General features: G+C 39.0%; 14 protein-coding genes. 1 reads left to right on the top strand and 13 read right to left on the bottom strand.

Going from position 1 to position 23,537, the window contains the following annotated elements; genetic code table 11:
• Nucleotides 1–226: 226 nt before the first annotated feature.
• Nucleotides 227–913 carry an NUDIX hydrolase gene (locus tag PFY09_RS00870; RefSeq protein WP_076396142.1) on the top strand — a complete coding sequence of 229 codons (687 nt, stop codon included), beginning with the start codon at nucleotides 227–229 and terminating at the stop codon, nucleotides 911–913.
• A gap of 5 nt (nucleotides 914–918) precedes the next feature.
• On the opposite strand, the gene PFY09_RS00865 is transcribed toward PFY09_RS00870, so the two are convergent.
• From PFY09_RS00865 to PFY09_RS00805, 13 genes are all read right to left on the bottom strand, one after another.
• Nucleotides 919–1,272, bottom strand: a complete 354-nt coding sequence (locus PFY09_RS00865) for a DUF4260 domain-containing protein (RefSeq protein WP_268054377.1) — start codon at nucleotides 1,270–1,272, stop codon at nucleotides 919–921.
• 58 nt (nucleotides 1,273–1,330) lie between these two features.
• Entirely contained in the window at nucleotides 1,331–1,912 is a 582-nt protein-coding gene (locus PFY09_RS00860; protein ID WP_271161083.1) for a Crp/Fnr family transcriptional regulator, read from the bottom strand.
• An 86-nt stretch (nucleotides 1,913–1,998) separates the two neighbouring features.
• Nucleotides 1,999–3,726 carry a sodium:solute symporter family transporter gene (locus PFY09_RS00855; protein WP_271161082.1) on the bottom strand — a complete coding sequence of 576 codons (1,728 nt, stop codon included), beginning with the start codon at nucleotides 3,724–3,726 and terminating at the stop codon, nucleotides 1,999–2,001.
• Nucleotides 3,727–3,729: 3 nt separating this feature from the next.
• Nucleotides 3,730–4,890 (bottom strand): aldose epimerase family protein, encoded by a 1,161-nt coding sequence (locus tag PFY09_RS00850; protein ID WP_271161081.1) that lies wholly within the window; start codon nucleotides 4,888–4,890, stop codon nucleotides 3,730–3,732.
• A gap of 20 nt (nucleotides 4,891–4,910) precedes the next feature.
• The gene (gene araA, locus PFY09_RS00845) at nucleotides 4,911–6,407 is read right to left on the bottom strand and encodes an L-arabinose isomerase (RefSeq protein ID WP_271161080.1); all 1,497 of its coding nucleotides are present in this window, start codon (nucleotides 6,405–6,407) and stop codon (nucleotides 4,911–4,913) included.
• Between the two features lie 210 nt (nucleotides 6,408–6,617).
• Nucleotides 6,618–7,316 carry an L-ribulose-5-phosphate 4-epimerase gene (locus PFY09_RS00840; protein ID WP_271161079.1) on the bottom strand — a complete coding sequence of 233 codons (699 nt, stop codon included), beginning with the start codon at nucleotides 7,314–7,316 and terminating at the stop codon, nucleotides 6,618–6,620.
• 331 nt (nucleotides 7,317–7,647) lie between these two features.
• Entirely contained in the window at nucleotides 7,648–9,345 is a 1,698-nt protein-coding gene (locus tag PFY09_RS00835) for a ribulokinase (RefSeq protein ID WP_271161078.1), read from the bottom strand.
• Between the two features lie 219 nt (nucleotides 9,346–9,564).
• A complete protein-coding gene (locus PFY09_RS00830; protein ID WP_271161077.1) occupies nucleotides 9,565–11,547 on the bottom strand; it encodes an alpha-L-arabinofuranosidase C-terminal domain-containing protein in 1,983 nt (660 codons plus the stop codon).
• Between the two features lie 64 nt (nucleotides 11,548–11,611).
• Complete coding sequence (locus tag PFY09_RS00825) at nucleotides 11,612–14,239, bottom strand: beta-glucosidase (protein WP_271161076.1); 2,628 nt, start codon at nucleotides 14,237–14,239, stop codon at nucleotides 11,612–11,614.
• A 199-nt stretch (nucleotides 14,240–14,438) separates the two neighbouring features.
• Nucleotides 14,439–17,168, bottom strand: coding sequence for a T9SS type A sorting domain-containing protein (locus PFY09_RS00820; protein ID WP_271161075.1), 2,730 nt, complete (start codon nucleotides 17,166–17,168; stop codon nucleotides 14,439–14,441).
• A 261-nt stretch (nucleotides 17,169–17,429) separates the two neighbouring features.
• The gene (locus PFY09_RS00815; RefSeq protein ID WP_271161074.1) at nucleotides 17,430–19,952 is read right to left on the bottom strand and encodes a glycosyl hydrolase 115 family protein; all 2,523 of its coding nucleotides are present in this window, start codon (nucleotides 19,950–19,952) and stop codon (nucleotides 17,430–17,432) included.
• A gap of 243 nt (nucleotides 19,953–20,195) precedes the next feature.
• Nucleotides 20,196–22,136 (bottom strand): glycoside hydrolase family 97 protein, encoded by a 1,941-nt coding sequence (locus PFY09_RS00810; RefSeq protein WP_271161073.1) that lies wholly within the window; start codon nucleotides 22,134–22,136, stop codon nucleotides 20,196–20,198.
• A 2-nt stretch (nucleotides 22,137–22,138) separates the two neighbouring features.
• A complete protein-coding gene (locus tag PFY09_RS00805) occupies nucleotides 22,139–23,506 on the bottom strand; it encodes a glycoside hydrolase family 43 protein (protein ID WP_271161072.1) in 1,368 nt (455 codons plus the stop codon).
• Nucleotides 23,507–23,537 lie beyond the last annotated feature (31 nt).

Below are 23,537 nucleotides of genomic sequence, written 5' to 3'. Positions count from 1 at the left end.
AATTAATTTTAACATATTTTTAACATTAAATTCATCTGTTTTTAATGTTTTAGATGAATAAAATGTAAGTTTCGAAGGTGTAAATGGCTCCCAAAATGATAAGGAAGATGATGAAATCCTGAGAAATTCAAAATAAAAAGTAAAATAAAGTGTATAAAATACATTTATATTGATTAAGCCGTAAAATCAAAGGCTAAAAGCATTAACTTTGTATAAAATATAATCGATGACACAAGACTATTCTCATTTTCCACGACATTTGGTAGCTGTAGACTGTATTATTTTCGGGTTCGACGGCGAAAATCTTAAAATTCTTCTGGTACAAAGGAATTTTGAGCCTAAAATGGGAGAATGGTCCTTGATGGGCGGATTTATAGGAAACGAAGAAACCTCCGATGAAGCAGCGCACCGTGTCCTGAATACCCTCACAGGATTGGAAAACATCTATCTGGAACAACTGAATTCTTATACGCGGATTGACCGTGAACCTACGGCAAGGATTATGTCAATTTCCTATTATGCACTGATTAATATTGAAAAGAATATCCAGATCAATGAAAAATACAGCGCAAAATGGTTTGATCTTCAGGATTTTCCAAGTCTTATCTTTGATCATAACGAAATGGTAGAAGATGCCGTTCTGAGATTACGCAGAAGAGCTTCTACAAGACCTATCGGTTTCGAGCTTCTGCCGGAAAAATTTACGATGAAAGATTTACAAAATTTATACGAGGCGATTTTTAATGAACAGTTTGACAAGCGGAATTTCATCAGCAAAATTAATGCGCTGGATATTCTTGTGAAAACGGAGGGTAAAGATATGACTTCTTCTAAAAAAGGGTCTTTTCTGTATCGTTTTGATGAAGCAAAATATGAGAAAAAGCTTGCGGAAGGGTTTATGTTTAAGATTTAAACGGTTTATTTTTTTCCTATTGAACCAAGGTGGGTATGCTTGAAATCGTCTTCAAATTTCAATCCGTATCCGAAAATCCTGTCCATCGCAGAGTGTGCGAATAAAATAATTCCGGCAAATTCTACGATAGAAATTTTAAGCCAAAATCCGAGAATCAAAACAAGGATTGCGAGCATTTTATGATGAAAAAAATTGTAGATCCGGGCTCCGGCTTTTGGATTGATTAAGTAGCCGACCATGGAAACATCCGGAAGCAAAAGGCAAAGCGGAAAAAGCCACCACTGAAATTCTAACCGGGTAAACAGGAAAACGGCTAGACCAAATTGTCCTAATTCTTCGAGCTGCAAGAGATTTTTCATTGTCTGAGATTTATCTTACAAATGTCTGACAACAGAAAATAGGTTCTCTTGATAAAAATCAAGAATTTTCTGCCTGTCGTTTCCTGATTCTGCTGAAAGTTTCGGGCGTCATTCCCAAAACCGAAGCGATATATTGCAACGGAACCTGATGAAATAATTCTCTGTTCTGCTCAAAATACCGGTTATATCTTTCTTCTGCGGTCATGGAAAGATGGGAAAATATCCGGTCTTCCATCATTGCAAAGCATTTAATAATAAATCTTTTCTCAATTTCAGTCCATTTGGGGAATTCCCTGCAAAGTTGTAAATAATCTGTTTTAGAGATGGTGAGCAAATCGGCTTCGGTAAAAGCCTGTATTGTCCATCGGTTGTGTTGATTAAAGAAAAATCCCATCACATCGGTAATGAAAAAATCTTTCGTAGAAAGCCATTGCGTAATCTCTTTTCCATCTTCTGACAAAGCAAAAACACGCAAAACTCCGGATTTCACCAAACTTAATCTGTGACAAATTTCGCCCGAATTTGTAAATATTTCATTTTTTTCTAATTGTTCTTTTTTAAAATAAGATTGAATAACAGAGAGTTCCTGAGAATTCAGCGGTCCAAAATGGGTTTGTATCAGTTCATTAAAATCTTTCATTTAATTCTTTCTAAATGCTGAATTAAAGTTAAACAAAAACAGGACTCCAAAACGGAATCCTGTCTTTATTTTATTATATTCAAATTTTACCAGAATCTCACATAAAGTGCAGTGAGCAGGAGCAACGTTACAACGATTAAAACCAATGTTCTGTTGTCTACTCTGAACATTGTTGCATCGATTGCGAATGCTTTCGGATTCACTTTCGGTCCTGCAAGACTGATTAAGACCATGGCTGCAATGGTGATTACGAAAGACCATCCCATATTAATTAAAAACGGGATTTCTGTAATGGTGTGCACAACTCCGTTTTCCAGTTTTTCATAGGTGAAAGCGGTATATAACCAGGTTTCTTTCCCAAAAATATCGACTGCAAAACTGTTGAAGAAAATTGCCAGAACGAATCCTAAAATTACACCGACCAAAGCTGCTGTTCCGGTGGTTCTTTTCCAGAACATTCCCAAAAGGAACATGGCAAAAACTCCGGGACTTATAAATCCTGTATATTTCTGAATGAAGGTAAATCCTCCTTCGCCGCCAATTCCCAAAACATCGGTCCAGGTAAATGCCAAAGCCACAAACATGGCAATGATGATCGCCCATCTTCCGGTTCTCACCATCTGGATTTCCGTTGCATCAGCTTTTAAATATTTTTTATAAATGTCTAATGTAAAGATTGTTGAAATACTGTTTACTTTTCCTGCAAGTGAAGCAACGATTGCCGCCGTTAAAGCCGCTACAGCAAGACCTTTCAGACCAATAAGCAGAAATCCTAAGATTGCAGAATAAGCGCCATCTTTTACGCCATTAAAGCCAGTTAAATGCCCTTTTGAATACAAAACGTACGCTGCGATTCCCGGAAGCATTACGATAATCGGCATAAATAATTTTAAGAATCCTGCGAATAAAATTCCGGTTCTTGCGGTTTTCAGATCAGCTCCCAATGCTCTTTGGGTGATGTATTGATTACAGCCCCAATAATTCAGGTTTACAATCCATTGTCCTGCGAAATACATTGCCAAGCCTGGTAAAACAACATATTTCTGAACATCAAGATTTTCAGGCATTTCCAAAGTAGTGGTGGTCTTCACCGGCTTTTCCAGCATCAGTTTAAAGTGTTGTGGTGCTTCGTTCATCAAAGTCTGAAAACCTGTTAAAGCATTCCCGACTGCCGCTCCGTTAATCCTCTGATCAACAATCTGAAGCGCCATATAAACGGTGGCAAAACCTCCGATAATTAAAACCGCTACCTGAATAACGTCTGTGTAACCGATTACTTTCATACCGCCAAGACCGATTAATAAAGCCATTAAAAGCAATCCTATCATGATGATGTGAAGATTGTCGCCTCCCAGCAATGTATCAATTGCCAAAGCACCTAAATAAAGAATGGAAGTTAAATTGACAATGACATATAAAAAGAGCCAGAACACAGCCATAATTAGGGAAACCGATTTATTGTAGCGGGTTTCCAGAAATTGTGGCATCGTGTAAATCTTGTTTTTAAGATAAATCGGAATGAACCATACTGCAATAATAATCAATGCAATTGCCGCAATCCATTCATAAGCAGCTACAGCAATTCCCACAAAAAATCCTTCACCGGACATTCCTATGAACTGTTCTGCAGAAATGTTTGAAGCAATTAAACTGGCTCCAATCGCCCACCAAGTCAGTGAACCTTCCGCCAGAAAATAATCTTTACTGCCCGAAGCCGCCGATTTTTTCTTTTTGTAAATCCATATTCCGTAGCCTGCAACCACCACAAAATAGATAAGAAATATGATGATATCAAGAGTTGCCAAATTTCCCATATTTTATTTTTTAACTGAGAATTTATAAATTGTTTTCGACTGGTATTTCTGTCTCGGCTTCAGCTCTGTAGATGGAAAAGACGGTTGATTGGGAGAATCCGGAAAATGTTGGGTTTCTAAACAGAACCCCGTTCTGAATTCATTTTTTCCGCCAGTTTTAGTATCGAATTTTCCATCCAGAAAGTTTCCGGAATAAAACTGCACTCCCGGTTCATCAGTTAAAATTTCCATTACTCTGCCTGATTCGGGATGGTACACTTTCGCAATACTTCTCAGTCCGCTTCCGTTCAGAATCCAGTTATGATCGTAGCCTTTTCCTTTTTTCAGTTGATCGTCATCAGCACTGATGTCTTTTCCAATGGGTTTTGAAGCTGTGAAATCGAATGCACTTCCTTTCACCGCTTTTTGCTCATAAGTCGGAATCAAAGTTTCATTCACCGGCAAAAATTTATCGGCATTGATCTGCATTTCGTGATCAAGAATTGTTTTTGAGAAATTTCCGGAAAGGTTGAAATATGAATGCTGAGTCAAATTCACAACAGTCGGTTTATCTGTTTCCGCTTCGTAAGAAATTTCAAGGGCATTTTCGTCGGTTAAAGTGTAAAAAACTGTTGTGGTCAGTTTTCCCGGATAGCCTTCTTCCCCATCTGCGCTGGTATAAGTCAGTTTCAACGTTGGGAATTTGGAATCTTTTACAGGTTCAATATTCCAGAATTTGGTATGAAATCCGTCTTTTCCGCCATGAAGACTGTTGGATCCTTCATTTTTATCGATGTCATAGGATGTACCTTCCAGCGTAAATTTTGCATTGGCAATCCGGTTTCCGTAACGTCCGATTAACGCTCCGAAATAATAAGAATTTCCGTTGAAATAATCTTCAGGCCGGGTAAATCCTAAAACGACATCTTCGTATTTTCCGTTTTTATCAGGAGCTGTAAGTGAAGTGATGATTCCGCCGAAGTTGATGACTTCCACTTTCATCCCGTTTTTATTGGCTAAAGTATATTTTTTAACGGAATCGCCTTTTGACGTTACTCCGTAATCTGAAATCTGTATGTTTTCCATTGTTTCCTGTTGAGCTTTTGATTGATTTTCTTTTTTATTGCAACCGAAAATACATAAAACAGCAAAAAGAATTATCAGGTTGATACTTGTTTTTCTCATTTTTTAGAAGTTTTGCAAGTTTAACGATAATATATTTCATTCCAGCGAAGTGTGTTCTTAAAATCTCGGATTTTTGTATTTTCATCAATTACTAATGATTCGATACCTGCGATCTCCGCAAAATCTTCCAACTGCTCTGCGCTGATGTTTTCGCTGTAACAGGTATGATGGGCTCCACCTGCTAAAATCCATGCTTCAGCCGCCGTGTATAAGTCCGGAAGTGGTTTCCAAAGCACTCTTGCAACTGGAAGTTTAGGAAGTTCCTCGGTGATTTCCAACGCTTTTGTTTTGTTGATTAGCAGTCTGAAATGATTTCCGAAATCCATTAAAGCTGCATTTAAAGAATCGATATTTCCTCTTGAATTGAAAACCAGACGAACAGGATCTGCTTTTCCGCCAATTCCGAGTGGATGAATTTCACAAGAAGGCTTGTTAACCGCCAAAACAGGATCCACTTCAAGCATATGCGAACCCAGAACCGATGGATTTGATGGATTCAAATGGTAGGTATAATCTTCCATAAAAGCATTTCCGCCTTCTAAATCCTGTCCCATTGTTTTCATCGCACGAACCAAAGCGGCAGTTTTCCAGTCGCCTTCTCCTGCAAATCCATAACCTTTTTCCATTAATCTCTGAACGGCAATTCCCGGAAGCTGTTCTAATCCGTGAAGGTCTTCGAACGTATCCGAGAATCCTTTGAAATTTCCGTCTTTGAGGAATTTTTCCAAACCTAGCTCAATTCTTGCGGCAACTTCGAGGGATTTTCTGTTTGCACCTCCGGAAAGAAGAGATTCTGCCATTCTGTATGAGGCTTCATATTCTTCAATTAAAGTTTTAACTTCACCATCTCCAATAGAATTGACAATACTCACCAAATCTCCAATTCCCCAAGTGTTTACAGAAAAACCAAACTTGGTTTCCGCTTCCACTTTATCACCGTCTGTCACGGCAACGTATCTCATATTGTCTCCAAAACGAGCAAATTTTGCACCCTGCCAATCGTCCCAGCCTGCTGCTACTCTACTCCATTCTCCGATTTGTTTCTGAACTCTTTCTTCAGCCCAATGTCCTACAACCACTTTCCTTTTTTTGCCGAGACGGCTTACCATAAATCCAAATTCACGGTCGCCATGCGCTGCCTGATTCAGGTTCATGAAATCCATATCCATCGTAGACCACGGAATATCCTGATTGAACTGGGTATGAAGGTGCAGCATCGGCTTTTGCAATGCAGTAAGACCACGAATCCACATTTTTGCAGGGGAAAATGTATGCATCCATGTTACGATCCCGATACAGTCTTTTGCAAAATTGGCAGCCGTTAATGTTTCGAAAATTTCTTCCGTTGTTTTTACGGTTGGCTTTAAAACGACTTTTACAGGAATCTGTGACGAAGCATTGAACGCTTCTACTATTTTTGCCGAATGTTCCGCCACCTGTGCTAATGTTTCAGGACCGTATAAATGCTGGCTTCCGGTGATGAACCAGATTTCTTTGGTATTGAGAGGTGTTAACATATTTGATGATTGATAAATGATATTTAATTTTATTTTTCCATAGATTCTACCTACGGTTATTTATATTAAATCCTCCGGATTCTGTAGGATTTGTGCGTTTTTTTCCATAGGTTTTACCCACGGCTACTGATATTGAACCCTTCGGGTTCGCAGTCTTCTATTGAACGATGACAATTGCCAAAAGCTAAAAGCCATTCGCCAAAAGCAAAACTATTGTCCGTAATAAGCGTTTTTTCCATGCTTGCGTTCGTAATGTTTTTTGATGAGTGAATCTTTTAAACGAATTACGTTCGGATTAATTTGTCTGGTGAGATACGCCATTTCGGCGATGGTTTCTAAAACTTTGCTATTGTAAACAGCTTTTTCAGCATTTTTTCCCCAAGTGAACGGTCCGTGATTTCCGATGAGCACCATTTCTACTTCTTCATAAGACAGTTTTTTTTCCTTGAAACAATCCAGAATCTGGATTCCGGTATTGTATTCATAATTGCCTTCTATTAAATCGTCATGCATCGGTGGCGCACAAGGAATGTCTGTTGTAAGATGGTCTGCGTGCGTTGTCCCGAAAATCGGGATGTCTAACTGCGCCTGTGCCCAAGCTACTGAATAAACAGAATGTGTATGTGAAATGCCACCGACATTTTCCCAGTTTTTATAAAGATAAGCATGGGTTTTGGTGTCTGAAGACGGTCTTAAATTCCCTTCCACCACATTGGCGTCATAATCTAAAATTACCATATCTTCCGGTTTCAGTAATTCGTAAGGAACACCGCTGGGTTTGATGGCAAAAATTCCTTTGTCACGATCAACGGCGCTTACGTTTCCGAATGTGTAGACCACCAATTTTAAGGCATCGAGCTGCATATTGGCTTCGTAACATTCTCGTTTTAATTCTTTATAGATGCTCATTTTTATTTACATATTTTTTTCAAATCCATAGGTTTCACCTATGGCTATTGATATTTAACCCTTCGGGTTTTATCATACGAATCAATCGCAGCCCGACCTGAGTGGAGCTCTTTTTGTGCAGCGAAGCGTAACAAAAAAGCGGGAACGGAGGGCGGATAAAGCTGCCATAATCATTTTAGTTGATAGTTTTGGGTTGATGGTTATTGGTTTTTTAATTAATTTAAATATTTAACAGGTCGCCTCTACGAGGCTCTTTTTGTGATGATAACATTTACATTATTTGCTATTAACAGGACGCTCCTAACGGAGCTTTTTTAAACCTAATTAATTACTATAAACTGTCAACCGTCAACTTTTTCTTAGATTTGATATTATTTTCGGTGAAATCTGCTAAAATCTGATAGTGCTGCATCAATTCTTCGTATTGTTCTACATATTCTTTCTGCGGGAAGTATTCAGCTTCGAAATCAGAGCCCATTTTTTGGCTTGCTTCCTGAACGTTGGGATAAATTCCTGCGGCAATAGCGGCATAAATAGCTGCCCCTAAAGCCGGAGCCTGATCTGATGCTGCCACAACAATCGGCATATTCAAGACATTCGCCAAGGTCTGCATGATGAATGGTGATTTTCTGGCAACGCCGCCAATTCCTATGACTTTATCGATTTTAACGCCTTCATCTTCGAAGCGGTCGACAATTTTTTTGGAACCAAAGCAAATGGCATTCACCAACGCTTTGAAAATATGTGGTGCTTTTGTTCCCAAAGAAAGGTTGCTGATCGCCATTTTCAGTTCCTGACTGGCATCCGGTGTTCTTCGTCCGTTGATCCAGTCCAACGCAATGGGAACAGTTTCAGAAAGTGGAATTTTTTCTGCTTCCAGAGTGAGATGGCGAATCATATTATTTTCTATTTCTTCTTTCAGCAACTGTTTTTGGTCTTCGTCAATTGCATCGGAGCTCATCAGAATATTAATTGTGGGTTCTGTGAGAATATTTTTATACCATGCCAAAACATCTCCGAATGCAGATTGCCCGGCTTCCAGCCCCATTAATCCCGGAATGACGGAACCATCGACCTGTCCGCAGATTCCTTTTACCGTTCTGTCGCCAATAATTTCATTGGGAGCCACCATGATATCACAAGTGGATGTTCCCATAATCCTGATGAGTGTGTTCTCTTCTACTTTTGCGCCAATAGCTCCGGAATGTGCATCGAAAGTTCCGACAGCAATGACTGTATTGACCGTTAAGCCTAATTTTGCTGCCCATTCTTCGTTCAGATTTCCGGCAACTTCGTTGGAAGTATAGGTTTTATCATATAATCTATCGCGAAGTTCTGCTAATGACGAGTCTAATTGACCAAGAAATTCTTTGGAAGGAAGTCCGTTCCACGACTCGTGCCACATTGCTTTATGTCCGGCTGCACAACGGCTTCTTCTGAATGTTGCTAAATCCTGATGATCGGAAAGCAGAAACGTAAGGTAATCACAATGTTCCATCCAGCTGTACGCTGCGTTTTTTACGGCTTCATCTTCTCTGTTGATATGAAGAATTTTTGCCCAAAACCATTCTGAGGAATAAATTCCGCCTTCAAATTTTGTATAATCTTCGCCACCCCAATTTTTCGCCAGATCATTGATTTCTTCAGCTTCGCGGATGGAGGTATGGTCTTTCCACAATACCATCATTGCATTGGGATTTTCTGAAAATTCGGGCAAAAGGGATAAGGCAATTCCATCTTTATTTACTGGAAGGGGTGAAGAACCCGTAGTATCAATACAAATGCTGACAATATTTTCGGGTGCAACTCCACTTTTTTTCACGACATCGGAAACGGTTTTTTCCAGTCCTTCGATATGATCCAGCGGATGCTGACGGAACTGATTTTCTTCCGGTCTGCAAAACTGTCCTTTTTTCCATCTTTGGTAATAGCTTACAGAGGTTGCCAGTTCGGCACCGCTTTCAGTATCAATCAAAACGGCGCGAACAGAATCTGTTCCATAATCTAAGCCGATAACGTACTTTTTCATTAACGAAAGTGATTTATTTGATTTATAGTTTTGGCTCTTTTTTAAAATAACGGATGTATTGGATTATATTATACAAAGATTTCCTTTTAAGATTTCATTTACCTTAACAAATTCTCCGGTTTTTTATTGAAGAGATAAAACAAATATAAGATTCTATTTTAAATAAATGTAATATTTACACTTAATTTTAAATTTTCTTTTATTCATAGGAATTTGGAGCTATTTAAGCTTTAAAATAACAAGAGAATTTGCCGGAATTTCTAATGAAAATTTTCCCTTTTTAATGGTCTGCGTTTCTTCTTTGGGTGTGATGGTCTCCGTTTGGAAATTATTTTCATCGGAAAGTCCTGATGAAGTCAGTAAGATTTTGGTGAGCTTACTGGGATTTTTAATGTTTTTGGGATTGATTTCAACTGACATTTTTTCATCATCCGTATTAACAATTTTAATGATTGTTTCATTTTTTTCAAGGTCATGTACGGCGGATGCATAAAGATGGTTTTCGCCCTTCAGCGGCTTTCCGTTTTCGGAAATTTTAATTAAATCTGTTCCTTTATTGTTTGAAAATAATTTCTGAACATAATAATTGGGAGTTGCATAAGATGTGAGATTATTAAACCAGATTAAATCGGGCGTCCATTGCCAACCGTCTGCATGGGCGAAAAGCGGTGCGTAAGAAGTCATGGTTACAACATCGGCATTGCGCTCCAGTCCGGTCATAAAGGCCGCTTCGGAAAGTGCGGTCAGCCAGTTATTTTTATTGTCTGGCTTTACAACACCCACCGATTGTGCGGCGTATTCCCCAGCAAAAACCTTAGGTCCTGAACGGTCGTATTCATCATATCTTCCGGCGTTTTTCATAAACCATTCTGGAGAATTATAATAATGCTCATCCACAACCTGCGCGTTCAGTTTTTTAAGTTCTTTCCAGCCGTAATCGAAAAATTCGCCATCGGGAGAAGGTCCGCTTCCAGAAATAATTTTAATATCAGGATATTTGGTGTGAATTGCTTTTTCAAAAACTTTGTAACGCTCGATATAATCTGCTCCCCATTGTTCGTTTCCTACACCAATGAATTTCATGTTAAAAGGTTTCGAATGTCCCATTTCAGCACGGATTTTACCCCATTTCGTATTGGAATCTCCGTTTGCAAATTCAATTAAATCTAAAGCATCCTGAACATAAGGATCTAAATCTTCCATTTTTACAAGTTCCGCCGTGTTGAACTGGCATGCCATTCCGCAACTCAGAATCGGAAGCGGCTCTGCTCCCAGATCTTCAGCCAACTGGAAATATTCAAAAAAGCCAAGACCGAAAGACTGCCAGTAATCCGGATTTAAACGATGAGCAAAACCATTGTTCCACTTATTAATCAAATTTTCACGGTCTTCCACTTTTCCGATTGTTTTTTTCCATTGATAACGTTCTGCCAACGTTCGACCTTCAACAATACATCCGCCGGGAAAACGTAAAAACCCGGGTTGTAAATCATATAATTTCTGAACCAAATCCTTCCGTAAACCGCCTTTTCTTCCTTTCCATGTGTTTTGCGGAAATAAAGAAATCATATCCATATTCACAACGCCCTTTCCTGTAAAAGTGATTTGAAGTTTAGCCTTTTCAATGTTTTTGGAAGGTATAAAAACGGTGCTGTATTTTTGCCATCCTGCTCCTTTGATTATGGATGAGGCAGAAGAGATCACCATTCCGTTTTCATCAATCAGTTTTGTATTGACCGCAGAAATATTTCCTGAAACGTTTTCTAAATTGAAACTAAAATCATACTTTTCACCCTGATGCAATCCAATTCCCCGGAAACCTTCGTTTTCCAAAACATAATTTTCTTCGTTCCAAACAGTGAGTCTTGCGAAATTTTTATTGGTTTTGGATTTGTCGGTTATAATTGTCAAAAATCCGGAATCCAAGTTGGGTGAAAGCGTTTTGGTATTGGATTGCTTCCAGCCTGTCAAAGGTTCGTCGAACTCGAAGCTTCGGTTTTTGATGAGTTCGGCATACAATCCTCCGTCTGCAGCAAAGTTGATGTCCTCGAAAAAAATTCCGTACATCGTTGGCTGGATTTTGATGTTGGTTGAGGTTCCGTCCAAATCGAGAACGTGCTTTTTAACCTTCCCATTTTGTGCTGAAAGGAAAGCTATGCTTAGAGAAAATGCGGTGACGAATATTTTGATTTTCGTTTTCATTTTTTGAGTTGAAAAGTTGAATTTTGATTGATAAACCTTATAGGTTTTGTAGGCTGAAGGCTGATTAATTAACTTTCATTTGAATACTTTTTAATCCTGATTCATCAGAAGTTCCGCCGTAGAAAATGGTGTAATCTCCTGCTTTTGGAGCCAGATCATCTACTTTTTCATCATAAAATTTGAAAGAATCATTAGAAATAGTTAACCGGATATTTTTTGTTTCTTTAGATTTAATCAGGGTTCTTTCAAATGACCGTAAAGTCTTTACTGGCGCCAAAGCATCATTATTTCTTTTCACATACACCTGAATCACTTCCTCACCATCTCTTTCCGAATTATTGGTAACAGGAACTGTAATCGTTACATTTTCATTGGATTGGAGAGAATTTTTATCCAAATAAGCATTTCCATAAACAAACTCCGAATAACTCAGCCCATGTCCAAATGTGTACAATGGTTTTTCGGTCATATAACGGTAGGTTCTTCCCTGCATATCATAGTTTTCAAAACCCTTATGTTTAGCTGTTTTAGAAAGATTATTATCGAGCTGTTCCAGATTTTTGTAGAATGTAATAAGCAATCTTCCCGCCGGATTGTAATCTCCCGCCAGAACATCTGCAACCGCCGTTCCGCCCGATTGTCCGCCATACCATGCATTCAGTAAAGCATCATAATTTTTTTCGTCCTGCGCTAAACCTAATGAACTTCCTGTACAAAGCACAAAAACGACTGGTTTTCCTGTCTTGCGCAATTCAGCTAATAAATCACGCTGAACTTTCGGTAAATCAATGGACGTTTTATCGCCGCCTTTGAAGCCTTCTGCATTCACCATCATTTCTTCACCTTCCAGACTTGGCGAAAGTCCGCCTGCAAAAATAATGACCTCTGCATTTTTCACTTTTTCTCTAACGGCAACAAAATTGACCGGATCTTTTCTGTATACATCGAAAGTGATGCTTACATATTTTCCTTTTTGGGTGTGACGTAATTCAATTTGATATTCTTTACCTTTTTCCATTTTCACAGGAAATTCCGAAGGATGCCTTGCATCGGGACCTTTTCTTGTGGCGATTTCTTTTCCGTCAACAAAAAGTGTGTAAATATCGGATGTTGAAGGTGAAAGAATGACATCGCCGGTGTAAGAACTTTTGAAAACGCCGGAAATAATTGCCGATGTATTTTCCCTTCCCACATTGGGAGCAAGCTGGGTTCCGCCGAAACTGTTGTAATTGATTCCGTTTTTATTGACTGAAATATTAGCCGGAGTTCCTTTGAATTCATTATTGTTGAAAAACGCTACTTTCATTCCTTTTTCACCGTTTCTCCGGCTTAAAAAATTCTGATAAAGCGAAGTTCTGGAAGATGGATCGGCAACTTCGGTCCCTTTTTCATAAATAATTTCAACATTAGGAAATTTGGTTTTAATTCCATCTAAAATTGTTACAATAGATGAAGGTGTTCCGTTATAATTTCCCAACTGCATCAGTCCGTCATCTGCATTTGGACCAACGACTGCGATTTTTTTGATGTTTTTATTCAAAGGCAAAACATTCTTCTCATTTTTCATCAATACAATTGATTTCTGAGCCATTTTTAAAGCCTGTTTTTGATGCTCTTCAGAATCCACAACCGAATATGGAATGGAGTTCCAGTGAACGGAAGATTTAGGATCGAGCATTCCGAGCTCAAACCAACCTTTCAGAATTCTGCGCATAGAAACATCCAAGTCTTTTTCTGTAATCAATCCGCTTGCTAAAGATTTGTTTAAATTATTGTAGGTGTCACCACATTCTAAATCTGTGGAGTGTTTCAGGGCATCTGCAGCGGTGCTTTTCTCGTCGGGATGTGTTCCATGGTATTGCTTCTGATAGAAATCTGCCAAAGCCCAGCAATCGGAAACGACCATTCCGTCGTAGTTCCATTTTCCGCGGAGAATTTCTGTCAATAAAGTATTGTTCGCACAGCAAGGCTGACCATCGAACGCATTGTACGCACACATCACTTCCCTTACATTTCCCTCTAAAACCAAGGCTTTGAAAGCCGGAAGATAAGTTTCATACAAATCTCGTCTGGAAACTTCTGCGTTGTACGAATGCCTGTTCCATTCGGGACCGCTGTGTACAGCGAAGTGTTTTGCGCAGGCATGGGTTTTAAAATATTTCGGATCATTTCCCTGAAGACCTTTTACGGCTGCAACGCCCAGTACAGAAGTCAGATACGGATCTTCGCCATAGGTTTCCTGACCTCTTCCCCATCTCGGATCACGGAAAATATTGATGTTCGGAGTCCAGAACGTCAAACCTTCATAACGTCCGGTTTTTTGAGACTCATCAAAAGATCTGTTGTATTTTGCTCTCGCTTCGTCGGAAATCATTTCAAAAGTTTTGAGATGTTCCTGAACATCCCACGCTGCAGCCATTCCGATTGCCTGAGGAAAAACCGTTGCGGTTCCTGCTCTTGCAACACCGTGAAGCGCCTCATTCCACCAACCATAACCGGGAATTTCCAGCCTGGGAACTGCTTTGGAATTATCCATCATCATACCGATTTTTTCATCAACCGTTAATAACCTGAGCAGATTTTCGATTCTTTGTTCTACCGGAAGATCCGGGTTTTGGAAAGGATATTTAAAATTCTGTGCGTAAGAGAAAGCAGAGATTACGATTGATATATTGAACAGGAGTTTTTTCATTTAATCAAAACAAAATATTTTATGGTTAGAAATCTTTAATTATTACATCATCCAATTAAGAATTTTGTAATGAAAACAAATATAATATTCTCCGTTAAATAAATGTAAAAAAAACACTTATTTTTTTTTTTATCGGAGAAAACAAAGCCATCAAAATATTATACTGATGATGGCTTTGATGAATTAACTGATATACAGATTATTGTTTAATAAATTTCTGTGACCCTATTTTCTGGTTTCCGGATGAAATTTCAATAAAATAGGTTCCTGCAGAAAGGTCGTTGATTCCGATACGATTTTTTCCGGCATTCATTTTCAATCCCCATTTTACTAAGCCTCCTCTTGAATCATAAATTTTAGCCGTTGCATCCTTAGTTTTTAATTCAACAAAAATTTCCGTTTTTGCAGGATTAGGATAAAGCTTTATTGCATCTTTCTGCAGACTGTTTTCCTGTGCAGCCAATACTGAGAAATTTAGAGGAAGCATATTTGCGGAATACACATTTTCTTCGGTAAGATATGCTCTGAAAGGATTAATCATCGGCTCGTTTCCTGCAACAACTTTGTAAAATCCTGTTACTCCGCCTTCTGTTTTCAAGACATAACTATTAGCCGGAACTTTTATGGTATGATATACTCCGTTCATCTGATTTACGGTAATGGCTTTTGGTGTAGAAACGTTACCTGTTCCTGTAAAAGTATAGTTTCCTGTCGCATTCACAAGTACCGGAGTATTGGCAGGAATTGTTCCGCCAGAAATCTGGGTTCCCGAAACCGCTGTTGCGCCCGGCGACATAAGATATACCGCTACTCCTGAAGGAATATTGGCTTCAAAAGGTAACAGCAAAGTTTCGTACCCGTTAAAAGTTCTGCTGTAAGAAGCTGATGTCGTGCTGAAATTAAACGGAACCTGAAAATCTTTGCCCAAATCTGAAAGGACAAGGCTGGAACAAGCTGTTCCGGAAATTACATTGTTTGAGGTAGAATTTACATTAGAATTCAAATAAAAAATGTTATTTGAATTTACGCTTAGAGGCTGCCAGTTATTTGAAGGGGTAATTCCTGCAGTTGTCCTGAAATCCAGTGAGGTAAAGTAGCCGTTTTCCAATGCGTCCATTAAATTGCTGTCGCTGTCTGAATAGGTTCCGCCTAATTTTGAAGCAATTTCGTTGCCTACATTAAAATAAACATCTCCTAAATTTAAGGTAAGAACGGAACTGTAATTTGAATTTCTAAGTCCTAAAATTCCTTTACAACCGTCGGTAAGCAACTGTCTCGAAATATCAAGGGTAATATCAAAATTTCCTCCTGTCGGAAAATTGATCCTTCCGTAGTTGAAAGATTTTGCAATACCCTGACTGTTGATATAATACAGAGTCGTATTATCTGAATAGCTTTGTCCGGCTGTAGTGTAGCTGTTAACGTGTAAAATTAGTTTGTTGTATCTGTCGTTCAACTGAAGATAACCGTTTGAAGCAGTCATATTATTACTGATCAAAGGACTTGGATTGGAAAATGTTACCGTTGTATTACTGATGTTAAAAGCAGTTCCGAAAGCGGAATTGGTGGTTGTTTGTGTCTCAATTTTATTGTAATGGATATTTCCGCCTGTCATCAGAGAAACCGGTCTGTCGCCACTTTTATTGAATACGAAAGTCATCACGCTGGATGGAGCGATATCCGCTCCGGGACGGAAAGTGGGTGTACTGAATGAAATCGGCGTGGTCACCATATTGGAAGAAGCATTTGTAAGGACTTTTGTTCCCGATGTTGTATAAAAAGGCAGATCGACCTTCAGGTTATAAGTATTGGCAGAAGAATTAATGACCATCAAAACAATCTGGTTACCATCTGCGGAAATATAGGAAGATCCCTGTAAAGCTCCGGTTTTATCTTCCCATTTGGCATCAATTCTTGTTTTTCCTGTTACGTATTTTGCATAATGGGAAAGGATATAACCTCTTTTAGACATCACTCCTGTTGGTGTTCCGTAGGTTCCGTCGCCCATTAATCCGTAATATCTTTTTGAAGCATAATGAATCCACGCATTGATATTTCCGAGCATGGAATTATTGATGCTTGAAGCAAAGTTAAAAGCATCAAGGTTCCAGCTAAAATCACGCGGAGTCTGGCTGCCGGAGTTCCAATTAATCAGATATTCTGTCTGCCAGATTTCTTTATTGTAATTCTGGAACTGTTTGTAAGCCGACTGCATTAATCCGTACTGATGTCCTCCGTAAACTTCGAAATTAGCCATTGTAGCAGTATTCAGCATTGCATTGGCAAAGTTATCGGTAAAACCCACACTTTCCGGAGCAATGACTTTGCAGTTGATAAGATGTCCGTAATCTTTTACAAAAGTCGCCATCTGAGTCGGAGTCCAGATACATCCCTGATATTGAGCCATTTCGTCCGGTTCATTCTGAATGGAAATGTAATCCAGATCCACTCCATTTGTTTGTAAATAGGTAACGAAACTGTTGAGATACAATGCATAATCCTGATAATTTTCAGGCTTTAAATATCCTATCTGCTGCACTCCGTTGGCGTCTGTATACACGGCATTCACATGGTTATTGGTTTTCCAGGCTGCAGGCATCGTCCACGGACTTGCGAAAATGGTAAGCCCCATTGATTTTGCTAACTGTGCCGTTGGTAATACAGCACTCCAGTTGCTGCTGTCCTCCGGAATATAGAGCCTCATGATATTATAGCCTCCTTCGCTTCCTGATCCCCAAAGCGTCTGAATTTCGGAAGTCGTCATGTGATTGTAAGCGAACTGCGGACTGCAGACAAATCCTCCGAATCCTTTTATTTTCTGATACGAGGTATTTTTATCGATTTTAACGGTGGTAAGCTGTCCGTAAAAAAAACTGCTAAAAAGCAGAAAAATAGATTGAATTGCTAAAAAGTTTAAACGTTTTTTCATAATGTTCTAGTTTTAATTTTGATCATTTTTCAGTAAAGTATGGAATATACAATCCCCTTCAAGACAGTTTATTATTGAAAAACCATCAAGAAAATTCCCTGAACTGTATCAGGCAGCGGGTTTAAATAAAGTTTTGTTACAAAGCTTCTGCTGTTTTCCTTGTCCTGTATTTGCTGAAAACAATATTTAAAGAAAGAGAATGATAAATTAGATTAATGTTTCATAAGCAAAGCATTGATTGTTATTACTATTTGCTGATTTTCAGTGAAGAATTTCACTTTCGGGTGCACCCAGATAAGAAGGCTGTAAACCTCCCGTATCGATCAGTATTTTTTCAAGAACGATTCCCGGCTCAAGAACTCTGAATCGCAGCGTATGTTTTCCGGGTTGTGAAATCTGGTGTTTTGTTGCAGATTTAATAATATGTTCGGATTGCCATCTTCCCAATTCGCCTCTGTAATGACCATTGAAATTAACTATCTGCGGCGTTCCGCCATCAAAGGAAATCTCATAACGCAATCCTTTATTGTGATTAAAATTCAAAGTCGGCGCCAATAACAACTGGACTTCGAATTCACCTTTGGATTCAAAATTCATATCATATTCCAGATAAATACTTTCATCCGCTTTTGGATAGGCATTCTGTGGAAAGGTAGTCACGCCGGATTTAGTTTTCCCAAAATCCGGAATCAATTCCCAATGAATTCGGTCTGAATGGCTGGTTCTCGCAAAATTTTCCGCTTCTATTGAAATATAGCCGTTTTTCTCCTGAAATATTTTTTCTTTGGAAGCATTATCATCATATACATAGGTTACTTCAGGCATTATATTTTCTTTTCCGTCTGCCCAAGTTTTGTATCCTATTCTCATCTGATCCATCATGTGTTTCCATTTCCCATAAGCAATTTCATTGTTGTATTTATGATCCAGATATGCATTTCTTTCAAAACATTCTTTTACCTTGTCCGCAAAATAATTTGCTTTTAAATCATATCTGGCAGCCAATTCCTTGTTTTTGGCAACGGCGTAATACATTTCATACAAATTGCTGCAAGCATCGATAGGATAAAGAACCAGCTGATAATAAGCATCCTGATATTCTGCAGGGATCTGCTCTTTCAGGCGCAATGCATCAACAGCCAATGCTCTGTAATCATTTAAAACAGTTTCGAATTCATGGTAGTTTTCAAGACTGTATGTTTTGCTGTCCAGTGTTTCGGGCGTAACGCGACGGTTGTATTTCGCATACAGATTAATCATTCCCGCAATTTCTTTGGCGTGCTTTTCACCAAACTGCTGTGCTGCCCATTTTTCGGTATATTCTAAAAGATTTTTTGAATTGAACTGCTTCGGATTCCATGCCATTTCAAGGAAAAAACTGATGGGGAATTCCATTGGCTTCAAATCTCCTACATTTACCACCCAAACTTTATCCACTTTATGTTCGTAGGAAAGATTCATCTGTTCCCAAACTCTTTGAATCGGATTGATATTGATCCATTTTGAATTTCTCGGTCCGCCCACATAATCGAAGTGGTAATACATCCCGTAACCGCCTTTGTGTAAAGGTTTTGAAAGATCGGGAAGTTTTCTCACATTGCCCCAGTTATCATCACAGAATAATAGAATTACATCATCCGGAACCCGCATTCCTTTGTCATAATACTCCTGAACTTCTTTGTACAAAGCCCAAACCTGCGGTGTTTTTTCTGCTTTTTTACCGGTCACCTCAGCAATGATTCTTCGCTGGTCTTTTACAATTTTTTCAAGTAAGGAAATATTGGTTCCCTCTCCCATCGCTTCATCACCGTCGCCACGCATTCCTACTGTAACTAATTTTTCCCATTTTTTGCTTCTTTCAAGCCCCAATTTCCAGAATTCCTGCAAAACTTTTTCATTTTTGGAATAATCCCAGATATTTGGCAGATTATTTTTCGTAACATATCTATGCCAATCGGTCTGAGCCTGAGCCATTGGTTCATGATGCGAAGTTCCCACAACAATTCCCATTTCATCGGCTAAAGATCCGTTCAAAGGATCATCGTCATAGAATGCTTTCCCCCACATGGCAGGCCAGATATAATTTCCTTTCAGCCTTAAAATCAGCTCAAAAACTTTTTCGTAAAATTTAGAATTGATTCCTCCAAAAGTTGCTCTTGCCCATCCTCCCAACGAAGGTTCTTCATCATTCAGAAAAATACCACGGTATTCCACTGCGGGTTCTCCGTCTGTATACGTTCCTTTTTTGAAGTATACATTTTCTTTTTTCTCTACCGGAACATCTGCCCAATAATACCATGGCGAAACCCCGATTTGCTGAGACATTTCGTAGATGCCGTAAATGGTTCCTCTTTTGTCGCTTCCGGCAATGACGATTGCTTCAGAAACGCCGGGAAATGGATGGCTTACATTCTGAATGATGTATTTTTCATTTTTCCCTGTTAAAGATTTTCCATCAATTTTTTTCTGTTTAATGAGATCATCAATTACAGATTTTGTTCCGACTGCCCCGATGATGATTAAAGGAGAATTCATTTCCGAAACCTGATTCAATATATTGGGTTCACTTCCTGTTACTTTCTGAAAATCGGACTGCAGATTTTTAACTGCTTTCAAAATTCCGGTATCTATTCCGGAACTGACAAGAATCGAAAGAGGGACTGATCTTTCTTTCAATACGATTGTTTCCGCATTTTTTTCTTTGCTGATGAACGGTTCTGTTGCATTGAGTTGTAAACAGCATCCGAATACCATGACGAGAAAAAACATTTTTATCTGATTCATAATCTTTTATTTTCTATTTAAATAAAATTTGAATGGCTTGTCAAATTTAACCCTTTCAGGGTTCTGATTTTATTCATATTTCTTTCCATAGGTTTGTACCTATGGCTATTGATATTGAATCCTTCGGATTCTTTGAGTGCAGCGAATCTCTTCGCAGCCCGACTTGAACGGAGCTCTTTTTGCCGCAGCAAAGCGGAGGCAAAAAAGCGGGAGTGGAAGGCGGAAAAAGCTGCCCAAAACCAATTAATTTCTCAAAACAAATCCTCCGTTTGGCTGAATTTCCACACTAAAATTACCTTTTGCATTCACTTTCACTTCTTTTTCTGATGAATTTCCCTGAGCATCGTCGTTGATAAATTTCACCGTTTTTCCGGCAAACACAGGAAGACTGATTTTCAATTTTTTTACCGTTTTTTCTGCATTAATTCCGGCAACATACCATTGATTCTGATGTCTTCTTGCGATCACAGAGTATTTCCCTGGATAACCGTCTATAAAAACCGTTTCATCCCAAAGTGTGGGAATTTCCTTCATAAAATCAAGCTGAAATTTTGGGGCATCGTTCAGATTGTTCGGTGTTACTCCAAACATCTGAACCGGATTCTGAAACAGAACCGCCGTTGCCAACTGAAAACTGTCTGTTGTGTATCTTTTATTCTTGGCTTTGTTGGATTTCATTAAATATTTATTGAGAAAAGTCCCGCCAAACTCCATACTTCCGACGGTATTTCTGATGAAGGGATGCAGCGAGGCGAAAAAAGCTTCCTGCTTGCGAATATCTTCGGAAAAATAGAGCATTTCGGATGCTAAAACAGCTTCGCTTCCGGCATAATTTGGGTACATTACTTCCCAGCCTCTCGGTAATGTTGCTCCGTGAAAAATAATCTTTAACCCAAAATCATTGGCATCGGAAAGGATGTCTTCATAAAGGCGCATTGTTTCCTGCTTATCGCCACCGAAAAAATCGACTTTCAGCCCTTGTACACCTGCTTCTTTCAGCCATTTCATTTCTTTTTTGCGTTCTATGGAGGAACTCATTTTGTTTCTCGGTCCCATAGGCGCATCATTGGAAGCACCATTGGAATTGTACCAAAGCAATACGCCTACATTTTTGGATCTGGCATATTGAATGAGATCTTTCATTCTTTCTTTGCCGATGTTTTTGTCCCAAAGCGCATCGATCAGAATGTATTCATACCCCATTTCTGATGCTAAATCGATAAAAAGGCTTTGATCTTTATAATTCATGCTGTTGTCCTGCCACAAAATCCAGCTCCAGGTTGATCTTCCGAAAGTATATTTCTGTGAGGGTTCATACATTGGCTCCACAACATCAAAAGGAATCGTTGTTTCCACAATCGGTTTTAAAGAATCGCCAATGGTGATGGTTCTCCAAGGTGTTTTTCCGGGAAGTGAAATGGCGGCTCCTACGCTTCCGAATCCATTGTTTTCAGCCTTATTCGGGTAAGCTATCCGATAAAGATTTTTTTCTGGGGTTGTATCCAAATGAGAAGCGCAGTAGAGACTGTTTACACCAGTTTCAGACAATAAAATCCATCCATCGCTTCCGACATGAAACAATCCCGGAAAAACGTAACCATAATCAGATTTTATTCCTAATTCTGCATCAGCTTTATAACCACTTTCGTAGCTTGGTGCCGTTCTGGCAAAACCTGTCATCGGTTTCATCATTGGAGAAAGGAAAGTTGTGGTTTGAGCCGGGAATCTGTAACCTGTAGTTTCTGACTGTACGACCGCACTTAAATGGTCTTTCATAGGCTGAATTTCATATCTGAAAGCCAGATTGTTATTGCTCAACTGAAATTCGATTCCCATAGTGAAATTGTCTGCATTCTTGAAACTGACCGCTAAAGTATTTGCCGTGTAACTGACTTGTGATTTTTTAATTTTTTCGTTGGTATAATTTTTAGAAATTTTATCTTTTTTGCTGTCGACGAATTTCAAATTTTCAGAAAAATCAGATTCATTGGTAATAAGACCTAAAGGAGATTTTTCCAACATTATTTTTCCCTGAAAACTAAGATTGTAAAGAGCTTTTCCGTTTTCAGCAAAGACATTTAATTTTAATTTTCCATCGGGACTTGAGATTTCTGCGACCTGTGCAAAACCTGAAATTCCGGTGAGGAACAACAACAATATGGAGAGGTAGGATATTTTAATCATAATTAGTTATTTTCAAGAAAAGTCCAATAATCGAAAAACATAATATCTTTAGGTGCTTTTCCATTAAATACAAAGTGCACATCGTGAACGCCAGTAATTTTTTCCTTCAGTTCTGTTTTCACGGTTTCCCAACGGTCGTCTCCGCCGGTTAAAGGAACTTTTACTGTGGCAACCAATGATCCGTTAATACCGTCCAGACGAACATCCATTGTCACGTCACTGTTGTGTGTTGTCCCAACTCTTGCTGAAAATGTAGCGGCTCCTTTTCTGCCAAAATCCACATTTTTCACACTGGTATAAGCGCCGCTTTTTTTTGCTTTGATAAAAACCCCTGCTGCTTTGTTCTGATAAGATTTTACATTTTCAGACCATGCAATTGTTTCAGCCTGATTAAACGAGTAAGGATTAATGGCTGCAATGGCTTTGGAAATTCCATTCGTCATTTTGATGGGTACAACCGAACCGTCTTTATTAAAATTGAGTTCCTCCACACTTACAGATCTTGTAAATCCGCTTCCTCCCAGCAAAGCACCGTTGTGATAAAAGAAATAGGTTTTTTCTCTGAAATCAACAATTCCGGGATGATTGGTAAACGATTTCCCTTCGGTTGGCATTACAATACCGCCATATTTCCATGGTCCTTTTGCGCTTTTGCTTGTGGAGTAGCCTATGAATTCGGGAAGCGGACCGCCCGGCCAGAAGAGATAATACAGATCTTTTCTTTTATATAACCAAGGTCCTTCTTCATATTTTGTTGGTCTTTCAGGATTTTCTTTTCCGTCTCTTTTCCCGAAAGATTTTGCTGTCATGGGAACTTCAACAATCTCGCCGGAGTAAGAAATCATGTCCTGATTCAGTTTTACATATTTGAGTTTTGGATTTCCCCAGTACATATGCGCCTGTCCGTCGTCATCAATAAAAACCGTCGGATCGATGTCGCCCCATTCGCTTTGCACAAGAGGTTTTCCAAGCGGATCATGAAACGGCCCGAACGGACTGTCTCCCACCGCAACACCAATCGCTCCTTTATTATTGGTTTTAGACCACATCGGAACGTACATAAAAAATTTACCGTTCCTTTCCACGCACTGTGCCGCCCATGCATCACGTTTTGCCCAGTCGAAATCGCTGTAGGAAAGAATGGTTCCATGATCGGTCCAGTTCACCATATCGTTGGTGGAATAGACTTTCCAGTCGTTCATCGTAAACCATGTGGAATCATCTTCATCATGGGTGGTGTAAACGTAAAGTCTGTCGTTGTACACCATTGGAGCCGGATCGGCGGTATAGCTGGTCTGAATAATGGGATTCTGCGAATATAACATTCCTGAAAAGCCTACCAGACAGAGATTTAACATTATTTTTTTCATATTTTAAATGACTTTGGAATAAAAATTTTTA

Source organism: Chryseobacterium gambrini, assembly GCF_027920505.1.
Taxonomy (GTDB): Bacteria; Bacteroidota; Bacteroidia; order Flavobacteriales; family Weeksellaceae; genus Chryseobacterium; species Chryseobacterium gambrini.
Note: the sequence above shows the minus strand (reverse complement) of the source record. Positions and strands in the feature narration are given on the sequence as shown.